Raw genomic sequence first — 19,847 nt, forward strand, 5'->3', positions numbered from 1 at the left:
GTGGCAATGCTTCAAAGCGATTTTGGTTTAGAAACCGCTCGGACGGTCATAGCGGCGGAGTCCGAGTTCTGGTCCGATGCTCGCTTGGCGGCGTTTGGCATCGATCCGGACGGCGAGCAGGCCTTGAATGTCCTGGTCTTCGCGGTCCGCAAACAACCCGCCGATCTGCTTGGCCATTTGCGGCGTATTTATCGCTGTTACCGTAGCGACTTATCCGAGCAGCTATTTGCCGCATTGCTCGATTTAACGATTATCTTGGGCGGGCGCGGTTCCGCGTTACGAGCCCGATTGCTCGCCGCCTGTCGCGGTAAATTGAGTGCCGCCCAAGCGGCGGCTTTACTCAAGCCCGGTACGCGCGTGGCGAATCGTTACACGTTATTTACCGACGGTATGTTGGGAAGCTCGGACTTGGTTCAACAGGTCCGGGGAGCCGACACTCAATACGACTATCTGGCGCTGGCTAACGATTTCATCGAGTACAGCCAATTGAGCCAGGCGATCGAGGCGTTGGAAACCGGATTGATTCAACAACCCGAACGCGAGGACTTGCAGAACTCGCTGTTGGAGTTATATCGCTCTACCAAAAATGCTGAACGCTTTCGCCGGCAATACCGAGCATTGAGCGACGCCGGCGTGGCTCTTGTGGACGGCTGGCGCCAAGTTGCGGTTTACTTTGACGGAATCAGCTCATGACACTTCACGTGCCCCCGGCCTTGCGGGCCGCGTTATTCGCGATGGACGGCCGGACCGGCAAAACCATGGCCATGTATTTGAAAGGACCTTGCCGCGGAGTAGCGGTCGTCGTCAACGAAGACGAAGCGGATCTGGACCTGATCGATGCCGACCACGCCAAGGCGGCCGATATCATTAAAGCCCGGCGCGCCGCCAATCCCGGTAGACCGTTAGTATTGTTGTCGCTCTATGACCTGCGGGTTGAAAACGCGTTTTTCGTTAAGAAGCCGGTCAATGCTCAACAAATGCTGTCGGTGTTCGCGCAAGTGCGGGATGTTTTGGCGGCTCGAAAGGTCGCCGAAAAACTCCGTCACCCCGCCAGCCGCGGATCGGAAGCCGAGCATGCGTCTGAATCGGTATCGTCCGGACAACCTCGCCCGGAGCGATTGAAATCCAGCAAACACCGGACTGCGGCGCAACTGAGCGATAGCGGGTTCCGCACCTTCCTCGGCACATTGGCCGATATCGATTTCGACGACCCTGCTCAATGGCGCACCGCGTATTTTGATCCTAGACATTATTTCCTGGGCTTTGTGCAATCGGCATTCAAGACCGCCCGCTTGCAGCATAAGGCACTACGGCTGAACTCGATCTGGAAGCCGTTGTTGATTTTCCCGAGTCCGAGGAAATCTGGTTGGATGCCGATGACAAGCAATTGCGGGCATTCGCCGGGGTGGTGCTGAACCGGGCCTCGGCGGGGAACATGACATTGTCGGTATTCGATTTGACCGACCCGGCGCCCCGCGACGCTGAAAAACATCAGGACATGTCGGCTTTTCTTTGGAAACTGGCGATTTGGACCTCCAAGGGCCGATTTCCGATCGGAATCGATATTTACAAGCCGGTATATCTGGACCGCTGGCCTAACTTTACCCGCTTGGTGATTACCCCGGAAGCTTTGCGGATCGCGGCCTTGTTGATTCAGCAACCGCGCACGCCGTTGGAAATCGCCGAAGTGCTGCGGATCAAGATGCAATACGTCTTTGTGTTCGTCAGTGCCTGTCATACGCTGGGCTTGTTGCGCCAATCCGAACGCCAAGCCGACGCGGTGGTCGCCCAACCGGCCCCAAGACCGGCCAAAAACCAAGGTCTGTTGAGCAAGATTCTTGGGAAGTTGCGCGGCGAGCAATAACGATAAGGAACCACGATGAGTCAATACAAAATCATATTCACCGGCCCAGTCGGCGCCGGCAAGACTACCGCTATACATTCGATCAGCGATCTGCCGCCGGTCAAGACCGATGCCGCCGCTAGCGATATGACTAAGAACCGCAAGGAATCGACGACCGTGGCCATGGATTACGGCGTGATGAATTTACCCGGCGGCGAAAAGATCCACTTGTACGGAACACCGGGCCAAGAGCGCTTCGATTTCATGTGGGAGATTCTGACCGTCGGCGGTATCGGCTTGGTCTTGCTGCTCGACAACACCAGGGCCGATCCGTTTCAAGACATGAAATTCTTTCTGGATGCCTTCGGTAAATTTATCGATACCACCGGCGTGGCCATAGGCGTCACCCAAATGGATTTGAGCAGCACGCCGGCGATAGACGACTACCATCGACAGTTGCAAACCTTGGGTTTGAATCCGCCGGTATTTGCCGTCGACGCTCGCGAGCGGGCCGATGTCTCGCTGTTGGTCCAGTCCTTGTTGTACTCGCTCGATCCTGGTTTGGTGGGCTGAAGTCATGGCCGGTTACGAACTAAAACAAGGTTTGTATTTATATCCGACGCCCGCCGGCGCTTATTACGCGATCGCCAGTCCCGCCGAAGATAAGCCGCGTCGCTTTCTAAATCAGTTGTTGAAGCTGGAACAAACGCCGGAATTGACCGAAGGTCGCTTAATGGCCTTGATGGAAACCGACGAAACCGAAAAAGCCATGCAATTGTTGTCGTATTGCCAAAAACTTGGTTGGGTTCAAGGTCTGGACGCGCCGATAACGGCGCCGCAAGGGGCTTTGGAGGATATTCTGCCGGCGATGTTGGGCTTGATCGCCGAGTCCGGAAAAGTCTTGCTCGCCGACGATCAAGGTTTTTACTTGGCTTGCAGCGGATTCGCGCATGAGGTCGCCGAAGAGTTATCGGCACTGAGCGCGGAATTGGCGACAGTGCATAAGCGCCGGTCCGGTCTACTGGTTAATAACCTGGGAATCGCCAGCCACGCCTTGGCGATCGTCGATCCGTTCGGGAATAGCCAAATTGGCTTTTGGCCGATGTTCGTCGGCAAGCACCGCTTTGTGTTGGCTATCAGCGGCGTGCCGCATTTCAATCACGCCGAGTTCGTCTCGTTGGCGTGGGCATTGATTACTCGCTATCTGAAATGACCGGCGGCAAACCGGCGGTTTTAATTTATCACCTGAAAACAGAGGAAACCACACTATGAGAGCAGACATGTTGACCTCGGTCTTGACCGAGCTGAACGGCACTTCGGCGGACATCGAAGCGTCCGGAGTGATCTCCACCGATGGTTTGATGATGGCCTCGGTATTGCCTGCCAGCATGGACGAGGACCGGGTTGGCGCCATGAGCGCGGCGATGTTGTCGTTGGGTGACCGCACCGCGCAGGAGTTGAGTCGCGGCGGCCTGGAGCAAGTGTTGATCAAGGGCGATAAGGGTTACGTGCTAATGACTTACGCCGGGCGCGAGGCGGTTTTGACGGTGCTGGCCAAGCCTAACGCCAAGTTGGGTTTGATATTTCTGGACGTCAAACGGGCGGCCGAGAGCATCGCCGAAATGTTGTAATTCCCTCAAACGCTAGTGGAGCGCATCATGATTGCTGATATGAAGCCCGAGGATATCGTAGGCGACTTCAAGGAGACGACGCTGAGCTATTTTGACGGAAGCAGCCGTAAAGTACTGTATACCGAACTGGAAACCCCGTATCCGGACGGCAAACTGATTGTTTCGACGACGACGCCGGACGGCATCATTCGCCACGCCAACCAAGCCTTTATCGACATGTCAGGCTACGCCGTGCAAGAGTTGATCGGGATGCCGCACAGTGTGCTAAGACATCCCGATATGCCCGCCGCCGCGTTTAAGGACTTGTGGGACACCGTCGGGCGCGGCGAAAAATGGCAGGGTTACGTGAAGAATTTGCGCAAGGACGGCGGCTATTATTGGGTTAAGGCGACCGTCATTCCCAACGTCCGCAACGGTCAGGTGGTCGGGTATACCTCGGTCAGGCGTAAGCCCTCGCGCCGCAAGATCGAAGACAGCATCCAACTCTATTCGACGCTAATCTGAGCAGGGGAACGCGTTATGACTTATTTGTTTACCGTTAGTCCCGATTTCGCGCCGGATCGTTTGTCCGGATGGTATATCTTCAATACGTGGCTGCAAAAACACACCGCCGCCGCGATCCATTTGGAAATGTACGACCATTATCAACGCTTGCACCAAGCTATCGCCGGCGATGCGGTGGACTTGATCTATGCCAATCCGTTCGACGCGGCGATGCTGGTCCGGGAGAAAGGCTTTCTACCCCTGGTCAAGCCGGTAGGCTTGTCGGATGAGGCGGTGATCGCGGTCAACGCCGACAGCCCGATTCAGGACGTAGCGGATCTGACGCCGGGTATCCGCGTCGCCCACACCGAAGATCCGGACGTGCGGTTGATGGGCATGATCATGTTGGAACCGGCCGATCTGGACCGCGGCAACATTCAAGCATTGCTATCCGACAATTACGTGTTGGTTGCCAAGCACCTGCTAAAGGGCGAAGCCGATGTCGGCATTTTCTTGGCCGAAGCCTTCGACAACTTATCCGGCATGATCAAAAAACAACTAAGGGTGTTGGTACGTAGTCAGATCAGCGTCATCAACCACGCACTGCTGGTTGGCCCGCGTCTGGCCGAGCGGCGCCAGGAGATTCGCGATCTGTTGGTGCGGATGGCCGAGGAAGACAAGGGCCCCGGAGTACTGGAAAGCCTAGGATTTTCCGGTTGGCAAGCTCTGGAAGATGAAGACATGGAGTTCATGATCGATTTGATGGAGACGTTGAATACTTGAGCCTTCGTTCGGGTCATCGCGCTGCCGCCGCCGCGATGACCGCCTGACCCAGCGCCAGACCACCGTCGTTGGCCGGATAGGCGCGCGGTGCCAACACCTGAAAGCCGGCGGTTCTCAACTTCGCCGATAGACCTTCCAATAGCAAACGATTCTGAAACACGCCGCCGCTCAGCACCACGGTATCCGCCGGGTGGGTTGTTGCCAACGTAGATAAGATTGCCGATGCGGCGTCGATCAATGTGTGATGAATGCGGGCCGCCACGCGGGCTAGATCGGTACCGTCGCGTAAATCGGTTAGTACCGCCAGCCACAACCCGCGCCAACTGAGTACCCGACTCTCGCCGGTTTGGGCCAAAGTCCAAGCATCCGGATAAGCTCGCTCGCCGAAAAATGCCGGGCCGGCCAAGGTCTCCAATGCGATTGCCGCTTGGCCCTCGTAATCGGCGAACTCGGCGTGAAGGCCAAGTGCGGCTGCAAACGCGTCGAACCATCGCCCGCACGATGAAGCCGGTGGCGAGTTCAAGCCTTTTGCGATCATCGCGTCCAAAGTTGCCAACGGCTTGCGATTCAGCAATTGCACGATAGCCAAACCGCCGTATTCGGCGATCAGGTCGGGCCAAGCGAAATAGTGCGCGAGCTGAGCGTATGCGTTTCGCCACGGTTCCCGAATCGCCTGCGTGCCGCCGGGCAGGGCGATCGCTTCAAAATGCGCGAGACGCCGGCAAGTCCGGTAGCCTCCCCAGAAAAATTCGCCGCCCCATAGACTGCCTTCGTCACCCAGACCCAGGCCGTCGAATATCGCCGCCAGCACCGGCGGCCCGGCCAATGGCGCGGCGTGCTCGGCCAGACAAGCGGCCAGATGGGCGTGGTGATGCTGGACTTCCTTCAGCTCGGCGGGTAGCGCGGCGGCAAGCTCTCGGCCGTGAGCACTGGACAGATAGCCGGGATGGCGGTCGATCGCGATCCGTGTCGGCGTGCAGCCGTGCAGCTGCCGGTATAGATCAATCGTTTGGCGGTAATCACGTTGCGCCGCCGCATTTTCCAGATCGCCGATATGCTGCGAGACGATGGCTTGACCCCGCCGAATCAGGCAAAAACTGTTTTTCAATTCGGCGCCCATTGCCAGAACGCCGTCCGCCTGCTCGAAGCCGACGGGAAGAATCAACGCTTGCGGGCTGTAGCCGCGCGCCCGCCGCAACAAGCGAATTTCGCCGTCCACTAGCCGCGCCACCGAATCATCCAAGCGATTCACGATATCGCGGTCGTGCATCAGCCACAGGTCGGCGATGTCGGCTAATTCGGCGCGGGCCGCAGCGTTGTCTATGCATTGCGGTTCGTCGCTAACATTACCGGACGTCAGCACGATGGGCGTGTTCAGCGCGGCCATCAACAAATGATGTAGTGGTGTGTACGGCAGCAAGAAGCCCAGTTTATCGTCGCCGGGGGCGAGTTCAGGTGCCAGCCCGGCGCCGGCTGCCGTTAGCAGCATGATGGGCGCGGCCGGGGATTGCAGCGCGGCGCTTTCCAATGAGGAACACTCGGCGTAGCGGCGCAACATCGTCTCACTACCGGCCATCAACGCAAACGGCTTAGCGTAGCGGCGCTTGCGCTGGCGTAATCGGCGCACCGTCTCGGCATTGGCGGCATCGCAAGCCAAATGAAATCCGCCCAAGCCTTTGATCGCGACGATCCGTCCGGCGCGGATCGCGGCGGCGGCCTGATCAATAGGATCTCCGGGGAGGAGGCCTTTGCCGTCTTCCAGCCACAGCTTGGGGCCGCATACCGGACAGCAATTGGCTTGAGCGTGAAAGCGCCGGTCGGCCGGGTCTTGATATTCGCTTAGGCATTCCGGGCACATCGCGAAACCGGCCATGCTAGTATGGCGCCTGTCGTAAGGCACGCGGCGGACGATGGATAAACGCGGACCGCAATGCGTGCAGTTGGTGAAAGGATAGCGATAGCGACGGTTGCCGGGATCGGCAATGTCGGCCAGACAAGCCGGGCAAGTGGCGGCATCGGCCGCGATGACGGTATCGGCCGCGCGGCCGCCGGCGCTGGCGACGATGAGGAACTCGTCCGGCGCGCTGCCGAGCAGTTCGGCGCTTTCCAGCGCGTCCAATCGGGCCAGTGGCGGCAGGTGCTTGGGAATCGCCTCCGCGAACTCCGCCAACACGCTTGCAGGGCCGTAGGCGTGAATCATCACGCCTTCCTGATCGTTCCAGACCGAACCGGTCAATTGGTATGTTTTGGCCAGATGCCAGATCGTCGGTCGAAAACCGACGCCCTGCACCACGCCGCGCGCCCGGATCGCCAGGCCGGGCATCAGCAAATGCGCGGCAGTTGTTCGCCGGCGGGCCAATCCACGATGCGGCGGCCGCCGAAGCCGGTGGTCATTTGCACGAAATGGTGTTGATCGGCGACGACGGTACCGATGATCGAGGCATCCCGACCCAACGGATGGTTTTGCATCGTATTGAGTAAGGTTTCGGCGGCGTCGGCTTCGCAAATACAGACCAGCTTGCCTTCGTTGGCGACGTAAAGCGGATCGAGGCCGAGAATCTCGCAAGCCGCTCTGACCTGGGCCTTGATCGGGATGCGGTTTTCGTCGACGACGATGCCGACGCCGGATTGCTCGGCCAGTTCGTTCAGTGCGGTGGCCAAGCCGCCGCGGGTCGGATCGCGCAAGCAGCGTATCCGGGTCGGCGCCGCGGCTACCATATCCGCTACCAGGCCGTGCAGCGCGGCAGAATCCGAGATAATGCTGGTCCCGAATTGCAGATTCTCGCGGCCGGCCATGATCGCCACGCCGTGGTCGCCGATGCTGCCGCTGACCAACACCGCGCAGCCGGGCTCGGCGCGGTCACCGGCTATATCAACGCCGTCCGGCACGATGCCGACGCCGGTCGTGGTGATGAATACGCCGTCGCCCTTACCGCGCTCGACGACCTTGGTGTCGCCGGTGACTACCGGGGTGCCGGCGGCTTTGGCGGCGGCGGCCATGCTGGCGACGATACGGTCCAGATCGGCCAGCGCCAGGCCTTCCTCCAGAATAAACCCGGCCGCCAAATACAAGGGCCGGGCGCCCGACATTGCGACATCGTTCAGCGTGCCATGCACCGCGAGCGCGCCAATGTCGCCGCCCGGGAAGAACAGCGGCGAGATCACGTGGCCGTCGGTGCTGATCGCCAGCCGGCCGGCCGGGACCTGAAAAACAGCCTGGTCGTTGCGGCGCTTCAATAAGTCGTTGTCGAAATGCTTGATAAACAAGGCATCGATCAATTGCGCCATCGCCCGGCCGCCGCCGCCGTGACTAAGATCGATCTGGCCGGATGTCAAGTTCAGAGTGTAAGCGGAATGGGCCACGCTAGCCGTCCTATCAAATTGATGGTATCCGGCACGGATGCGCCGGGATCAGCCGGCGATTTTAGCCGAATACGGGGTCGATCGAGCGGGATTTTGTCGGGCGGAGGAAGGATGTTTCGGCCAAAACCGGCGGAAAATCGCCGCATTGCCAACGGCTAGGTTTAGCCGGACTCGAATGGAATCGGCGTTGCTGGCGGCTCGAGGAACTGGACCAGCGAGTTGTCGGTTTCTAACCGGCAGCTCGCCCCTCTTGTCAATAAACGTCGCGGACGTAGCGTTTGTCTTTTTTCAATTGGTTGACGTATTCCACGGCTTCGACCAATGTCATTTTACCGTGTTCGCGGATGACGTCGTGCAAGGCTTGATCGACGTCCTTGGCCATGCGATAGGCGTCGCCACACACGAAGAAATAACCGCCTTGTTCCAACCAGGCGAACAACTCTGCACCGTGTTCCTTCATGCGATCCTGGACGTAAATCTTTTCCGCTTGATCGCGGGAAAAGGCCAGATCCAGCTTGGTCAGCAGACCGTTGCTTTGCATCGCCTCGATTTCGTCGCGGTAAATGAAATCGGTCGCGGCGTTACGGTCGCCGAAAAACAACCAGTCCTTGCCGCTGGCCTTGCGGGCTTGGCGTTCTTGCAAGAAGGCGCGGAACGGGGCAATGCCGGTGCCGGGACCGACCATGATCATCGGCAAATTGTCGTCGCTCGGAACTCGGAAATTGTTGTTCGGTGTGAAAAATCCGCACATCGGTGGTTTCATCGACTAAATCGGCCAGATAGGTGGAACAGACGCCCTTGTGATGCCGGCCGTGGGCGTCGTAGCGCACACTGGCGACGGTCAGGTGGACGGCATCGGGATGTTGCTTGCTGCTCGACGAGATCGAGTAGGCTCGATGTTGCAACGGCTTTAGCAGGCGCAGAAATTCAGCGGCGGAAAATTCGACGCCTGGGAACTGCATCAGCAGATCCAGCGTGTCGCGACCCCACAGGTAATCGGCGAGTTTGTCCTTGTCGCCGGCTTGCAGCAGCGCGTTGAGTTCCTGATCGCCAGAGCGTTTGGCGATTTCCTCGATCAACTCCTTGCTTGGCGTTTTGATCTCGAAGTGAGTGCGCAATGCTTCCGAAAGCGTCATCAGTTCGCTGTTTACCGGTTCTTCCTCGGCGCCGCTGCAACCCAGGGCCTTGACCAGATCGGCCACCAGTAGCGGGCAGTTGGTCGGTACCACGCACATTGCGTCGCCCGCCTCGTAATTCAGGCCGGAACCGGCGATCGATATTTCGTAGTGGCGGGTTTCCTTGGACGAGTCGCCGGCGGTTAACAAGCGATTGACCAACAGTTTGGCCGGGAATGGATTTTTGCGGTTGTATTGAGATTTGCTTGGCTGAGCCTCGGTATCGACAACCGCGACGGTTTCGGCGCCGTCGGCCATCAACGGAATCACTTCGCTAAGCCATTGTTCGGCGGGCGCTTCGAAATCGACGTCGCAATCGACCCGCTCGAACAAGCGGTTGGCTCCCAGGGCTTGCAGGCGTTCGTCCCAGTCCTTGCCGGCTTGGCAAAACAAATCGTAGCTGGTATCGCCCAGCGCCAACACCGCGTAATGGAGTTTTTCCAGGCGAGGGGCGCTGTCGCCGCTGGCGGCTTCCCAGAGCATTTCGGCGTTGTCTGGCATGGCGCCTTCGCCATAGGTGCTGGTGATGATCAATAGGTATTCGATATTTGCTAGTTGACCGATTTCGATTTCGTCCATGCCTTTAACGATGGGAACCAAACCGTGGCTTTTGGCGCGGGCGGCGGCGTCGTGAGCCAGGGATTCGGAATTGCCGGTCTGGCTGCCGAACAGAATATGTAAGTTGCGGGCGTTGGCGGAATTGACGCTGCCGGCGCTGTGAAGCATATGGCTGTGCATGCCGGCGAAAAAACCGCTGAGCCAGGCACGTTGTGAGTCGGAGTAGGGGGCGTTTTCAGGGATAAAAGGTGATTTCATTTCTCTACCAACTTGGGACCGGCTTGCGCCGGTCCGGTCTCTATATAAATCAACGTAGCTTGGATCGAGTGGAACGCTACCCGGCGCAAAGGCGAGATAGCCGGACTGTGCGGCCTAGGTTAACCTGGTCCACTTCGATTTCGGTTACGCTGCCTCGCATTCCAGCATGTTTTGAACGATGGTCAGGCTTTCCAGGCTGGCCAGGTTTTTGTCGACCGAAGGTAAGTTGACCAATGCCGCGCGATTGACACGGTCTTGCTCGATGATCCAGGCAGTCGAACCGATCGAGTAGATGCTTTGTACATCGCGCAGCATCAGCGTGGTCTTGTAATCGTTCAGGCGCTTTGCCGCCATCAATGCCGCTAATTGACCGTCGTCGTATTGACTATAGGCCTCGCGGATATTTTTGATCAGCGCGTCTTGTAACTTGCGTGGCCGTTCCATCACCAGTTTGCGGGCCTGTTGATCGACCTGTGCCGGCGTGGTGGTTTGCCCTGCTTTTTGGAACTGGTCGCGGGCGATTTGTTGCGCCTTGTCGATGACAGCGTAGCTATTGATCAATTTCAAGGTCAATTCGCCGTCGGTTTCGCCGTAAGCGGGAATCGCGCCATCGAACAGGGCCTTATCAAGGGTGTAAGCCTGTTTGATTTGCTCGATTTGCTGCTGGGCGAGGGCGACCGATAATTCCTCGATCATGGCCTTGCGATCCATCGATTTACTGAGAAACTCAGCAGTTTGGGTGCGATTCAACCACAACGGCAGCGCGAATTTGAAGTGCTGGCGCTCGTTTGTCCAATTGTTCAGAATCGTTTTCGCTTTTTCCGAACCGGTGTGTTCGATATGTTGTTCCAGCATGTACAGAACGAACTGTTCATGGCTGGCCGCGAGCTCACTGCCGTCGGTGAGGCCGTGGATAGACACGGACGTGGCGTCGTACAGGTCTTCCAGACGATTTTCCGGGTCGTATTGGTAGGCATTGCCGCCGGACATGCCGGTGCAGAAACCTTTGCCGAAGCCGCCTAAATTCAACACCGCGCCATTGATCATGTATTCGCAAGCGAAGTCGCCGACGCCTTCGACGACGGCCATCGCACCGGAGTTGCGCACCGCGAAGCGGTCGCCGGCCTCGCCGTTGATGAAGGTTTTGCCGCCGGATGCGCCGAATAACGCGAAATTGCCGATCAGCACGTTTTCGCCGGGCAGCTTAGACCCGCCACCGGGCGATTTGATGACGATAACTCCGCCGCACGCGGTTTTACCGACACCGTCGTTGCAGGTGCCGGTGTGTTCCATGCGCATGCCGTCGTTATTAAAGGCCGCATAGCTTTGGCCCGCGGAGCCGTGGGTACGGACGATGATAGTGTCGTCAGCTAGATAGCGGCGGCCGTGCTGGTTGGTGTAAACGATTTTGGAGGCGGCGACTTGCTCGGCGCTCATTTCGTAGGCTAAAAAGCGCTCAAGGTCGATCGCGGTTTGGCCGCCGACGGTTTTATTGCGGTTGTTGAGCTTGAACTCGTCACCTTCGATAACGACTTGCTTCAGACCTCGCTGGAACAACGCGGTTTTGACTTGCGGGAAAATTCGGTCGTCGATAGCAAAGTCTTTTTCCAGATAGACTGGTCGGGCTATTTTGACTTCGTGGACTTCCGCCAGCAATTTTTGCAGATGAATTTGACCAACCATGCTTGGGTGGTCGATCAAATGCAGCAATTCGGTTTTACCGCGAATTTCCTTCAGGCTGGTGTAGCCCAGGTCGGCGAGGATCTCGCGGACTTCGTGGGCCAAATTCATAAAGAATTGCGCCAATACGCGCGGATCGCCCTTGAATTCTTCATGCGCGGTGGTTAGGCCGGCCGGGCAGCGAATGTTGCAATTTTTCGCCATCACACAACGCAACATCATCAGCGCGGTCGTGCCGAACTCGAAGGAGTCGCCGCCGAGAATCGCGGATTTGACCACGTCGGCGCCGTTTTGATGGGCTGCGCTACAACGCAGGATCACTTTATCGCGCAGGCCGTTGACGGCCAGTGCTTGATGCACTTCGGCAATGCCGATTTCCGGCGAACGGCCGGTGTTTTTCAGGCTGGTGACCGCCGCCGCGCCGGTGCCGCCGGTATTGCCGGCGACGTTGATGACGTCGGCACCGGCTTTGGCGACGCCAACCGCGATGGTGCCTATGCCTTCCGACGACACCAGTTTAACGACCACGCGGACACGAGCGGCTTTGGCGTCGTGAATCAATTGACCCAAGTCTTCGATGGAGTAAGTGTCGTGGTGGGGTGGCGGGCTGACCAACTCGACTTTGGGGGTGCCGCCGCGCAGTGCGGCGATTTCGACCGACACTTTCGGCGCGGGCAATTGACCGCCTTCGCCTGGTTTGGCCCCCTGGCCGATCTTGATTTCGATTTCTTCCAGATTAGGGTCGGCCAGATAGCCGGCCCAGACGCCAAAGCGGCCGGACGCAAACTGTTTGATTTTGCTGGAACGGAGGGTGCCGAAGCGGCTGGAATGTTCGCCGCCTTCGCCGGAGTTGCTCATGGCGCCGGCGATATTGGTGCCTTGGGCGACGGCTTCGTGAGCTTCGGCCAGTAAGGCGCCGTGACTCATCGCGCCGGAGGCGAACGTCGGAGTAATTTCGTGAGCCGGTTGGACCTGACTCAAATCCAGACGCTCGCGGGCAGTGCGGACGTTACTCAAATAGCGGTAGATCAAACTGTCGCCATCGTTGACCACTACTTTTAGCGTATCCGTTTCGATATTGATGCTGAAATCCTGGCTGGAGAAACGGGTTTTCAGATGTGCCGCTAGCGGTTCCAGACGGGTTTTACTGCTATTTTCAGTAAAACTCACATTGAAAACCGAATTATCCATTTGGCTGACTTTCAGGCCCCGAACCAGAAAATTGTTGTTGCCAAGCAGATTTTGGCTGCCCAACAGACGATCGAATTCGGCTTGGGTGTCGGCTGCGCTGATGTCGACCGGAAACTCCATCACATCGCGCAACGCGGCGGGGCGATTGGCGCGTTCCAGCGTCAAATTGCGAGCGAAGCTGCGATACGCAGGGGTAATGCCGAAGGCGTCGATCTGCTCCGGCGTGCGCTTATCGTAGCCGAAATCGCGGTAAGCGGTGTCGCTCGCTTCGTTAGCCTGCTCCCGCGCTACGTATAAAATAGGTTCGTCGGTCATCGCGATGTATTCGCGTACCGCGGTATTGCCGAAGGTGTGGCCGGCGCCGTCCTGACGTTCCTTGAACAGGCCCAGGAACGGAATGTCGTTCTCGCCTTGCACCGACAGCGCCTTGTGGTGCCATTCGGTGTTGCTGGCGGCGATGTCCGCGTAGCGCACGCCGCCGACCGACGAGTTGATGTTGGGGAAGTAGGCGTTCAGTTTCGGCTCGTCGGTGTCCAGATAGTTGGATTCGAAGAACTCGCCGCCAATGTAGCTTTCCACGGTGCACAATCCGAACTTGCCCATGGTTTTCATCAGCGATTTTTCGACGCCTTTCTGGAAGTTGTACAAGGCTTTCTTGCGGCCCGCCTCGTCGCCGTATTCGGTCATCACCCGGTTATGCACGCTGAGCGGACAAATCGCCGACGCGCCGAAGCCCAAGATCGTCGCAACGTCGTGAGGGCTGGCGGCTTGACCGGTTTCCATGACGATAGACGAGTTGAAGCGCAAACCTTGTTTGACCAGATGCTGATTGGCGGCGGCGATCATTAGCAGGGCTGGGATCGCTGCCTTGGTTTTGCCGATATTGGCATCGCTAAGGATGATGATGCCGGTGTGGTTGCGCGCGGCCTGTTCCGCTTGTTCGCACACCGCGAGCAGGGCTTGTTCCAGAGCCAGCTCGTTTTGGTCGGCATCGTCGAAATTCGGGGTGTACAGCGCGTCCAGGGTGACGGTTTTAACTTGGTTTTGCCGACGGATTTGCTCAAGCTGGGTGCGTTGCAGGATCGGCGAGTCGACCATCAATTGCTTGCTGGTCGGCGGCGCGAAGGTAGGTTTCGCACCCAGCGCGACGCGCAGGGTCATACCGTCGCTCTCGCGCAACGAATCCAACGGTGGGTTGGTGACCTGGGCGAAACGTTGGCTAAAATAGCGCGACATGCCGCCTTCGGCCGCGCTGAGCGCGTTCGGAGTCAGGCCGTAACCCATCGCGGACACTTTTTCCAAACCGGTTTGCAGTATCGGATCAAGCAGGAATTTGAAGCTTTCCTGATTCAGCGAATAGGCGGTATGGCGTTGATCAATGTTTAGTTCGTGGTCGTTGCCGATTTCGGACAATTCGACTTTCGGCAGTTCGTTCATGTGAACGCACCGCTGGGCCAACAGGGCTTTGTAATCTTTCTGTTTCGCCAGGCGTTCCATGACCTGATGGCTGTTGTACGACTCGCCGGTGCCGTGATCGAAATACAGCATCCCGCCGGCTTCGATCCGGCTGCGGCGCAGAACTTGTTCCGGCGGGAAATCGATCTGGCCGGCCTCCGACATCACCGCCAAATATTCTTGGGTTTCCACCGAACGCAACGGGCGTAGCCCGAGACGGTCGAGGCGAGCGCCGACACGGACGCCGTCATTGAAGATCAGCGCCGCCGGACCGTCGTTTTTCTCTTCGTACAAGCTGAAATATTCCAGCATCGCGCGCACGTCATCGGACAAAGTAGGGTCGTTTTCCCAGGCTGGCGGCATCATCGCCAGAATCGCGGTGACGATGTCGAGTTCGTCTTCGTTGATGCGGCGAGTCAGGGTTTGGTCGAGGCGGCCGGAATCGGACTGGCCGCACGGAAATACGATGTGTTTGTTATTTTGCCGGGCAATGGCGTTTTCGCTGAGACGGTTTTTCTTGTCGGTATTCAACTCGCCGTTGTGGGCCATGTAGCGGAACGGCTGGGCCATCATCGTCGCCGGCGCGGTATTGGTCGAAAAGCGGGTGTGGAAAAACAGCGTGCTGATTTCGTGGTCGGCGTCGTATAGGTCGATAAAGTATGGGATAACTTCAAACGAATTCAGGCGGCCTTTGTAAACCTGGGTGCGCGAACTCATCGACAACGGATAAAATCCGCGCAATTCCGGGCGGCCGAAACCGTCGACTTCGATGGTCAGCAGCGCTTGCTGAATATGTTTTTCGAACAGCTCGTGGCTAGCATCCTTCAACGATGCGGGGCGGCCGAAAATCAGTTGTTTGATCGGTAGTTGAGCCTTGACAGAGGCTGTATTCAATACCGAATGGTCGACCGGCACCTCACGCCACTTGATGACCGGCAGATCGAATTCCTTCAGATGTTCTTCGACCAATTTTTGTGCTTCGGAATCGTAATGGGCGTGATCTTCCGGGAAGAAGAAGTTGGCGACGCCGAATTGACCCAGTTCCAGCGTTGCATCGCCGGTGACCTTGCGGAAAAACTTCAAAGACAGGTCGATATTCACGCCGGCGCCGTCGCCGATGCCCTCGGCGCTCATGCCGCCGCGATGCGGGATCGTGCATAAGGCCTCGTGCGACTTCAGCAATAACTCGTGAGTCTGTTTGCTATCCTTGCGCGTGATGAAGCCCACGCCGCAACTGTCTTGCGATAAGTCCGCGTCGTAGAGCATGAATGTGTTGTTTTTCTGGGCGTGTGTATTCATAGCTATCCAGATCCTGTCTTCCTGATTAATGAACCACCCGAAGTGGCCTGCCGGCAGGTTTATGGTTTTTAAATCGACCGCGTGATAGAGTCACTATATTTGAGAAGTTCGCTTTGCGCTAGTCGTCGCAACCAGTTCTCGTTGGCCAAGGTGGCTTTCGGTTGGTGAAACTTTCCAATGATACCATGCGCGCTAGAGCCTGTCATTCCTGGGGCCGGCCAAGCCGGCTTCAAATCCATTGCATAAACGGCAACACACTATAAAAAATGATGAAACAACAATACGATGTAGTAATTGTGGGTGGCGGAATGGTGGGTGCGGCGGTCGCCTGCTGTCTGGGCGGTAGCGCCTTGAAGGTGGCTCTGCTCGAAAACCGTTTGCCGGAACCGTTTGCGCCGGAACAACCGCACGATTTAAGGGTGTCTGCGTTGAGTATTGCGTCCAAAACCATACTCGAGATGGTGGGCGCTTGGCAGGGTGTCGAGTCCAAGCGATGCTGCCCTTTTCAGCGCATGCGCGTTTGGGAAACAGCGGGCGACACCACCTTCAACAGTAAGGATATCAATGCGTCGGAGTTGGGTTACATTGTCGAAAATCGCGTCACGCAGTTGGCCTTGCTGGAGCGCTTGCCGGATTTCGCCAATATCGAGCTGCTCGCGCCGTGTTCGATCGAGGCTATCGACTATCTAGCAGGCCGGACGGAATTGACGTTGGCCGATGGCACCAAAATCGCCACAAACATGTTGGTCGGGGCCGATGGAGGTCATTCCAGGGTTAGGCAAGCGGTTGGGCTTGGGGTCACCAGTTGGGATTATAACCAGCATGCGCTGGTGATCTACGTCGAGACTCAATATCCCCAACAAGATATCACCTGGCAACGCTTTGTCCCGTCCGGACCGCAAGCGTTCCTGCCCCTGACCGGCCATTTTGCTTCTCTGGTTTGGTATAACTCGCCCGACGAAGTTAAGCGTTTGCAGGCATTGCCCGTCGAAGAGTTGAAGCGCGAACTGACGGGTGCCTTCCCGGATTGTCTCGGGGAAATCCAGCGAGTGTTGGGTGTCGCCAGTTTTCCGTTACGGCGCCAACATGCACAGCATTACTTCAAGCAAGGCGTCGCCTTGGTGGGCGATGCCGCGCACATGATCAATCCCCTGGCGGGTCAAGGCGTCAATATCGGTTTGTTGGATGCCGCCGCGCTGGCCGAAGTGCTGATCGAAGCCGGCAAACAGGGCAAGGCGATCGGCGATTCGGCCGTATTGCAGCGCTATGAACGGATGCGCCGTAACGAAAATCTGAAAATGATGACGGTGATGGATGTGTTTTATCAATCGTTTAGCAACGACATCTTGCCTTTAAAGGTTTTACGTAATTTGGGCCTCGGGTTGGCGCAACGTATCTCTCCGGCTCGGAATAAGGTGATGAGGGCGGCGATGGGATTGGAAGGTCGGCTGCCAAAATTGGCTCGCGGCGAACGTTTGTTATTGGGTTAGCGCATTTAGCCGCTCAGTAGTTGCAGTATGGTATCGCGCAACGCTTGTCGCTGGTGCTGATCGGTAATGGGCGTGCCGTCCAGTGCGCTAATGTAAAACATATCCTCGGCTCGGCTGCCTATTGTGGTGATTTTCGCGTCGTGCAGCTGGATGTTTTGTTCGGTAAAGGCGCGGCCGATGGTCGATAGCAAACCGGCGCTGTCGGTTGTCACCAATTCCAGTATCGTATGCTTATGCGACGGATTTTCCAGATAGGTCAGCGTGGTTTTGATTGGGAAGTGCTTGGCTTGCCGCGATTGCTTGTGGATGTTTTTAGATGATTTGACGGTCTTGGTTAGCAGTCCGTGACGTAATGATGTGCAGATATGCACCTCCCGGTGCAAATCGGTAATCGGTTTGCCGGACTGTTCCAGGACTTGAAAGCTGTTCAGGACGTATTGGTCGGCGGTTGTGATGATCCGCGCGTCGAGGATGGTGAGGCCTAATTGATCGAGCGTCGCGGTGCAGATCGAAAAAATCTGAACTTCGTTGCGGGCGTACACGAAGATTTCCGCGCTGCCGCGCAGGGTTTGCGGGCGCAACAGCACCAGGGGCAATTCGTGGTCGTGGCAGGCGGCAATCGCGACCGTATGCCAAGCGATTTCGTCGCCGGAGTATCGTAAAAAATAATCGTCGCTGACGTGTTGCCAAGAACGTTCTATCGATGTCGGCGATAAACCGAGCTTTATCAATTCCTCTCGGGCTTCCTTGCGGTTTTCCTCAAGGCGTTCCGATCTGGCCATCGGATTGAGCAGACCGCGATGCAGCGCCTGATGTGTCGAAATATACAGTTCTTTTAGCAACGCGTCTTTCCAGGCATTCCAAAGGCTGGGATTGGTCGCCCTAATGTCGGCCACGGTCAGCAGATACAGGTAGTTCAGGTATTCGATGCTGCCGACATGCAGCGCGAAGTCGTGAATGATGTCGGGATCGCTGATGTCCTTGCGCTGCGCGGTCATGGACATCAGCAAATGGTTGCGAACCAGCCAAGTGATGATCTTGGTGTCTGAGCTGGGCAGCTCGTGCTGTTGGCAAAACTGGCGGGCGATGGTTTCGCCCAATGTCGAATGGTCTCCGCCGCGACCTTTGGCGATGTCGTGAAACAACGCGGCGATATACAAAATTTCCGGCTTGGAAATCAGCAGGAAAATATTGTTGCAAAACGGTAATTCCTTGTTGTGCTTGGCCAGCGAAAAGCGGCGCAGGTTACGAATCACGAACAGCGTATGCTCGTCGACCGTGTAGATATGAAACAAGTCGTACTGCATGCGGGCAACAATATTGGCGAAGTCCGGCAAGTAGGCCGCCAGTATCCCATAGCGGTTCATACGCTTGAGCTGGTGGGTGATGCCGCGCGGTTGTCGCAGTATGTCCATAAACAAACGGTTGGCGCGCTTGTTTTGCCGGAATTCTTCGTCGATCAAGGGCAAGCTTTTTCGGATTAACCGTATCGTGCTGGCGCGGATACCTTTTAGCGACGGCGATTGTTGCAAAATCAAGAATATTTCCAGTAACGCCAGCGGTTGTTTTTGAAAAACATCTTTGTTGGAGGCCTCCAGGTAGCCGTCGATCGACGAAAAATTCGCGGTAATCGGGATCGGATTCAAGCTTTCCTTGTTGCTGATCAGTTTTTCGTTGAGCAATTGCAACAGCATTTCGTTGAGTCGCTCGATATCGACGACGGTCTTGAAGAAAAATTGCATGAATTGCTCGACATCCGGCTGGTCGTTCGCGTCGAAATAGCCGAGTTGGGCGGCGAGCTCGCGTTGATAATCGAACAGCAAACGGTCTTCGCAGCGGCCGGTCAGGTTGTGCAGCGCAAATCGCAAACGCCAGAGTATGTCGCGGGCAGTGATCAGATTGTCGTATTCGGATTTGGGTAGAAAGCCGTATTTGATGAGTTCGCGTAGCGACGCGGCTTTGTAGTGGTGTTTGAATACCCAACTGATGACTTGCAGATCCCGCAGGCCTCCGGGGCCTTCCTTGATGTTGGGTTCAAGATTGTAAGCGGTGTCGTGAAACTTGGCGTAGCGGCGTTCTTGTTCGCTGAGTTTGGCCGGAAAGAATTTTTCGGACGGCCAGAGCGTGTCGGAATTTACTTGCTGTTTCAAGGTTTCGAATAACGTTGTGCTGCCGGCGATCAGACGCATCTCCAGCAAGCTGGTAAACACGGTTTGGTCGGCTGCCGCGGTTTGTAGACATTCGGCAACGCTGCGGGTGCTTAGTCCGGGTTTTAGGCCAATGTCCCAAAGGAAGTTGGCAAACCCGGCGACGGCTTCCCGATAATCTTCGGCACAAGCAGGGTCCAGTAGTACCAATATATCGATGTCTGAGTAGGGGAACAGTTCGCCGCGCCCGTAACCGCCGGTCGCCACCAAGCCGTGGTGAGTATCGCAAGCTCCCATGAAGTGCTTCCAGCAGGCTTGCAGCAAGTTGTCGATGAAATGGGCTTTCTCGGTCAGTAGTCCGGTGGTTGCTTTGTCGGGATTGAAGCGAAGCTTTAAATGTGCGTTTTCCTTGGCGATGGCGCTTTTGAACGAGGCAACCGGATTCTCTTCGCCGAAACAACCCAGAAAGTCGTTTTCGGAAAACCACATGC

At 57.0% G+C, this 19,847-nt stretch carries 15 protein-coding genes; 9 read left to right on the top strand and 6 right to left on the bottom strand.

Translation table 11 applies throughout. The features are described from left to right. Window positions 1-6: 6 nt before the first annotated feature. Genes ACP4CD_RS03915 through ACP4CD_RS03950 form a run of 8 tightly spaced genes read left to right on the top strand, consistent with a single transcriptional unit; the run spans window position 7 to window position 4,740 of the window. Window positions 7-693 carry a type IV pilus assembly protein FimV gene (locus ACP4CD_RS03915; RefSeq protein ID WP_426993662.1) on the top strand — a complete coding sequence of 229 codons (687 nt, stop codon included), beginning with the start codon at window positions 7-9 and terminating at the stop codon, window positions 691-693. Next, window positions 690-1,415, top strand: coding sequence for a hypothetical protein (locus ACP4CD_RS03920; protein WP_426993664.1), 726 nt, complete (start codon window positions 690-692; stop codon window positions 1,413-1,415). Before ACP4CD_RS03915 ends, ACP4CD_RS03920 begins: the two co-directional genes overlap by 4 nt. Next, entirely contained in the window at window positions 1,367-1,864 is a 498-nt protein-coding gene (locus ACP4CD_RS03925) for a hypothetical protein (protein WP_426993666.1), read from the top strand. Before ACP4CD_RS03920 ends, ACP4CD_RS03925 begins: the two co-directional genes overlap by 49 nt. A gap of 15 nt (window positions 1,865-1,879) precedes the next feature. Further along, complete coding sequence (locus ACP4CD_RS03930) at window positions 1,880-2,416, top strand: GTP-binding protein (RefSeq protein ID WP_064030510.1); 537 nt, start codon at window positions 1,880-1,882, stop codon at window positions 2,414-2,416. Between the two features lie 4 nt (window positions 2,417-2,420). Continuing rightward, window positions 2,421-3,056: a hypothetical protein gene (locus tag ACP4CD_RS03935; protein WP_064030512.1), complete on the top strand. Its 636-nt coding sequence runs from the start codon at window positions 2,421-2,423 to the stop codon at window positions 3,054-3,056. A 55-nt stretch (window positions 3,057-3,111) separates the two neighbouring features. Further along, on the top strand, window positions 3,112-3,474 hold the full coding sequence (locus tag ACP4CD_RS03940; RefSeq protein ID WP_064030514.1) for a roadblock/LC7 domain-containing protein: 363 nt from the start codon (window positions 3,112-3,114) through the stop codon (window positions 3,472-3,474). Between the two features lie 27 nt (window positions 3,475-3,501). Next, window positions 3,502-3,978 (top strand): PAS domain-containing protein, encoded by a 477-nt coding sequence (locus tag ACP4CD_RS03945; protein WP_168029125.1) that lies wholly within the window; start codon window positions 3,502-3,504, stop codon window positions 3,976-3,978. A 15-nt stretch (window positions 3,979-3,993) separates the two neighbouring features. Further along, the gene (locus tag ACP4CD_RS03950) at window positions 3,994-4,740 is read left to right on the top strand and encodes a phosphate/phosphite/phosphonate ABC transporter substrate-binding protein (RefSeq protein ID WP_071156265.1); all 747 of its coding nucleotides are present in this window, start codon (window positions 3,994-3,996) and stop codon (window positions 4,738-4,740) included. A 13-nt stretch (window positions 4,741-4,753) separates the two neighbouring features. On the opposite strand, the gene hypF is transcribed toward ACP4CD_RS03950, so the two are convergent. The 5 genes from hypF to ACP4CD_RS03975 all read right to left on the bottom strand — a co-directional run bounded on the left by hypF (window position 4,754) and on the right by ACP4CD_RS03975 (window position 15,719). Next, window positions 4,754-7,063: a carbamoyltransferase HypF gene (gene hypF, locus ACP4CD_RS03955; protein ID WP_426993668.1), complete on the bottom strand. Its 2,310-nt coding sequence runs from the start codon at window positions 7,061-7,063 to the stop codon at window positions 4,754-4,756. Continuing rightward, window positions 7,063-8,103: a hydrogenase expression/formation protein HypE gene (gene hypE / locus ACP4CD_RS03960; protein ID WP_426993669.1), complete on the bottom strand. Its 1,041-nt coding sequence runs from the start codon at window positions 8,101-8,103 to the stop codon at window positions 7,063-7,065. Before hypE ends, hypF begins: the two co-directional genes overlap by 1 nt. Before the next feature lie 253 nt (window positions 8,104-8,356). Beyond that, window positions 8,357-8,746 (bottom strand): hypothetical protein, encoded by a 390-nt coding sequence (locus tag ACP4CD_RS03965; RefSeq protein ID WP_426993670.1) that lies wholly within the window; start codon window positions 8,744-8,746, stop codon window positions 8,357-8,359. Continuing rightward, window positions 8,685-10,094 carry a diflavin oxidoreductase gene (locus ACP4CD_RS03970; protein ID WP_426993671.1) on the bottom strand — a complete coding sequence of 470 codons (1,410 nt, stop codon included), beginning with the start codon at window positions 10,092-10,094 and terminating at the stop codon, window positions 8,685-8,687. Before ACP4CD_RS03970 ends, ACP4CD_RS03965 begins: the two co-directional genes overlap by 62 nt. A 144-nt stretch (window positions 10,095-10,238) precedes the next feature. Continuing rightward, window positions 10,239-15,719, bottom strand: coding sequence for a glutamate synthase-related protein (locus ACP4CD_RS03975; RefSeq protein WP_426993672.1), 5,481 nt, complete (start codon window positions 15,717-15,719; stop codon window positions 10,239-10,241). Between the two features lie 269 nt (window positions 15,720-15,988). Here ACP4CD_RS03975 and ACP4CD_RS03980 point away from each other — a divergent pair, with 269 nt between their 5' ends. Beyond that, window positions 15,989-17,209: an FAD-dependent monooxygenase gene (locus ACP4CD_RS03980; protein ID WP_426993673.1), complete on the top strand. Its 1,221-nt coding sequence runs from the start codon at window positions 15,989-15,991 to the stop codon at window positions 17,207-17,209. 5 nt (window positions 17,210-17,214) lie between these two features. Here ACP4CD_RS03980 and glnD read toward each other — a convergent pair whose 3' ends face one another. Beyond that, window positions 17,215-19,845 (bottom strand): [protein-PII] uridylyltransferase, encoded by a 2,631-nt coding sequence (gene glnD, locus ACP4CD_RS03985; protein WP_426993674.1) that lies wholly within the window; start codon window positions 19,843-19,845, stop codon window positions 17,215-17,217. Between the last annotated feature and the right edge of the window lie 2 nt (window positions 19,846-19,847).

The sequence above is a fragment of the Methylomonas stagni genome (assembly GCF_050154735.1).
Classification (GTDB): domain Bacteria; phylum Pseudomonadota; class Gammaproteobacteria; order Methylococcales; family Methylomonadaceae; genus Methylomonas; species Methylomonas koyamae_A.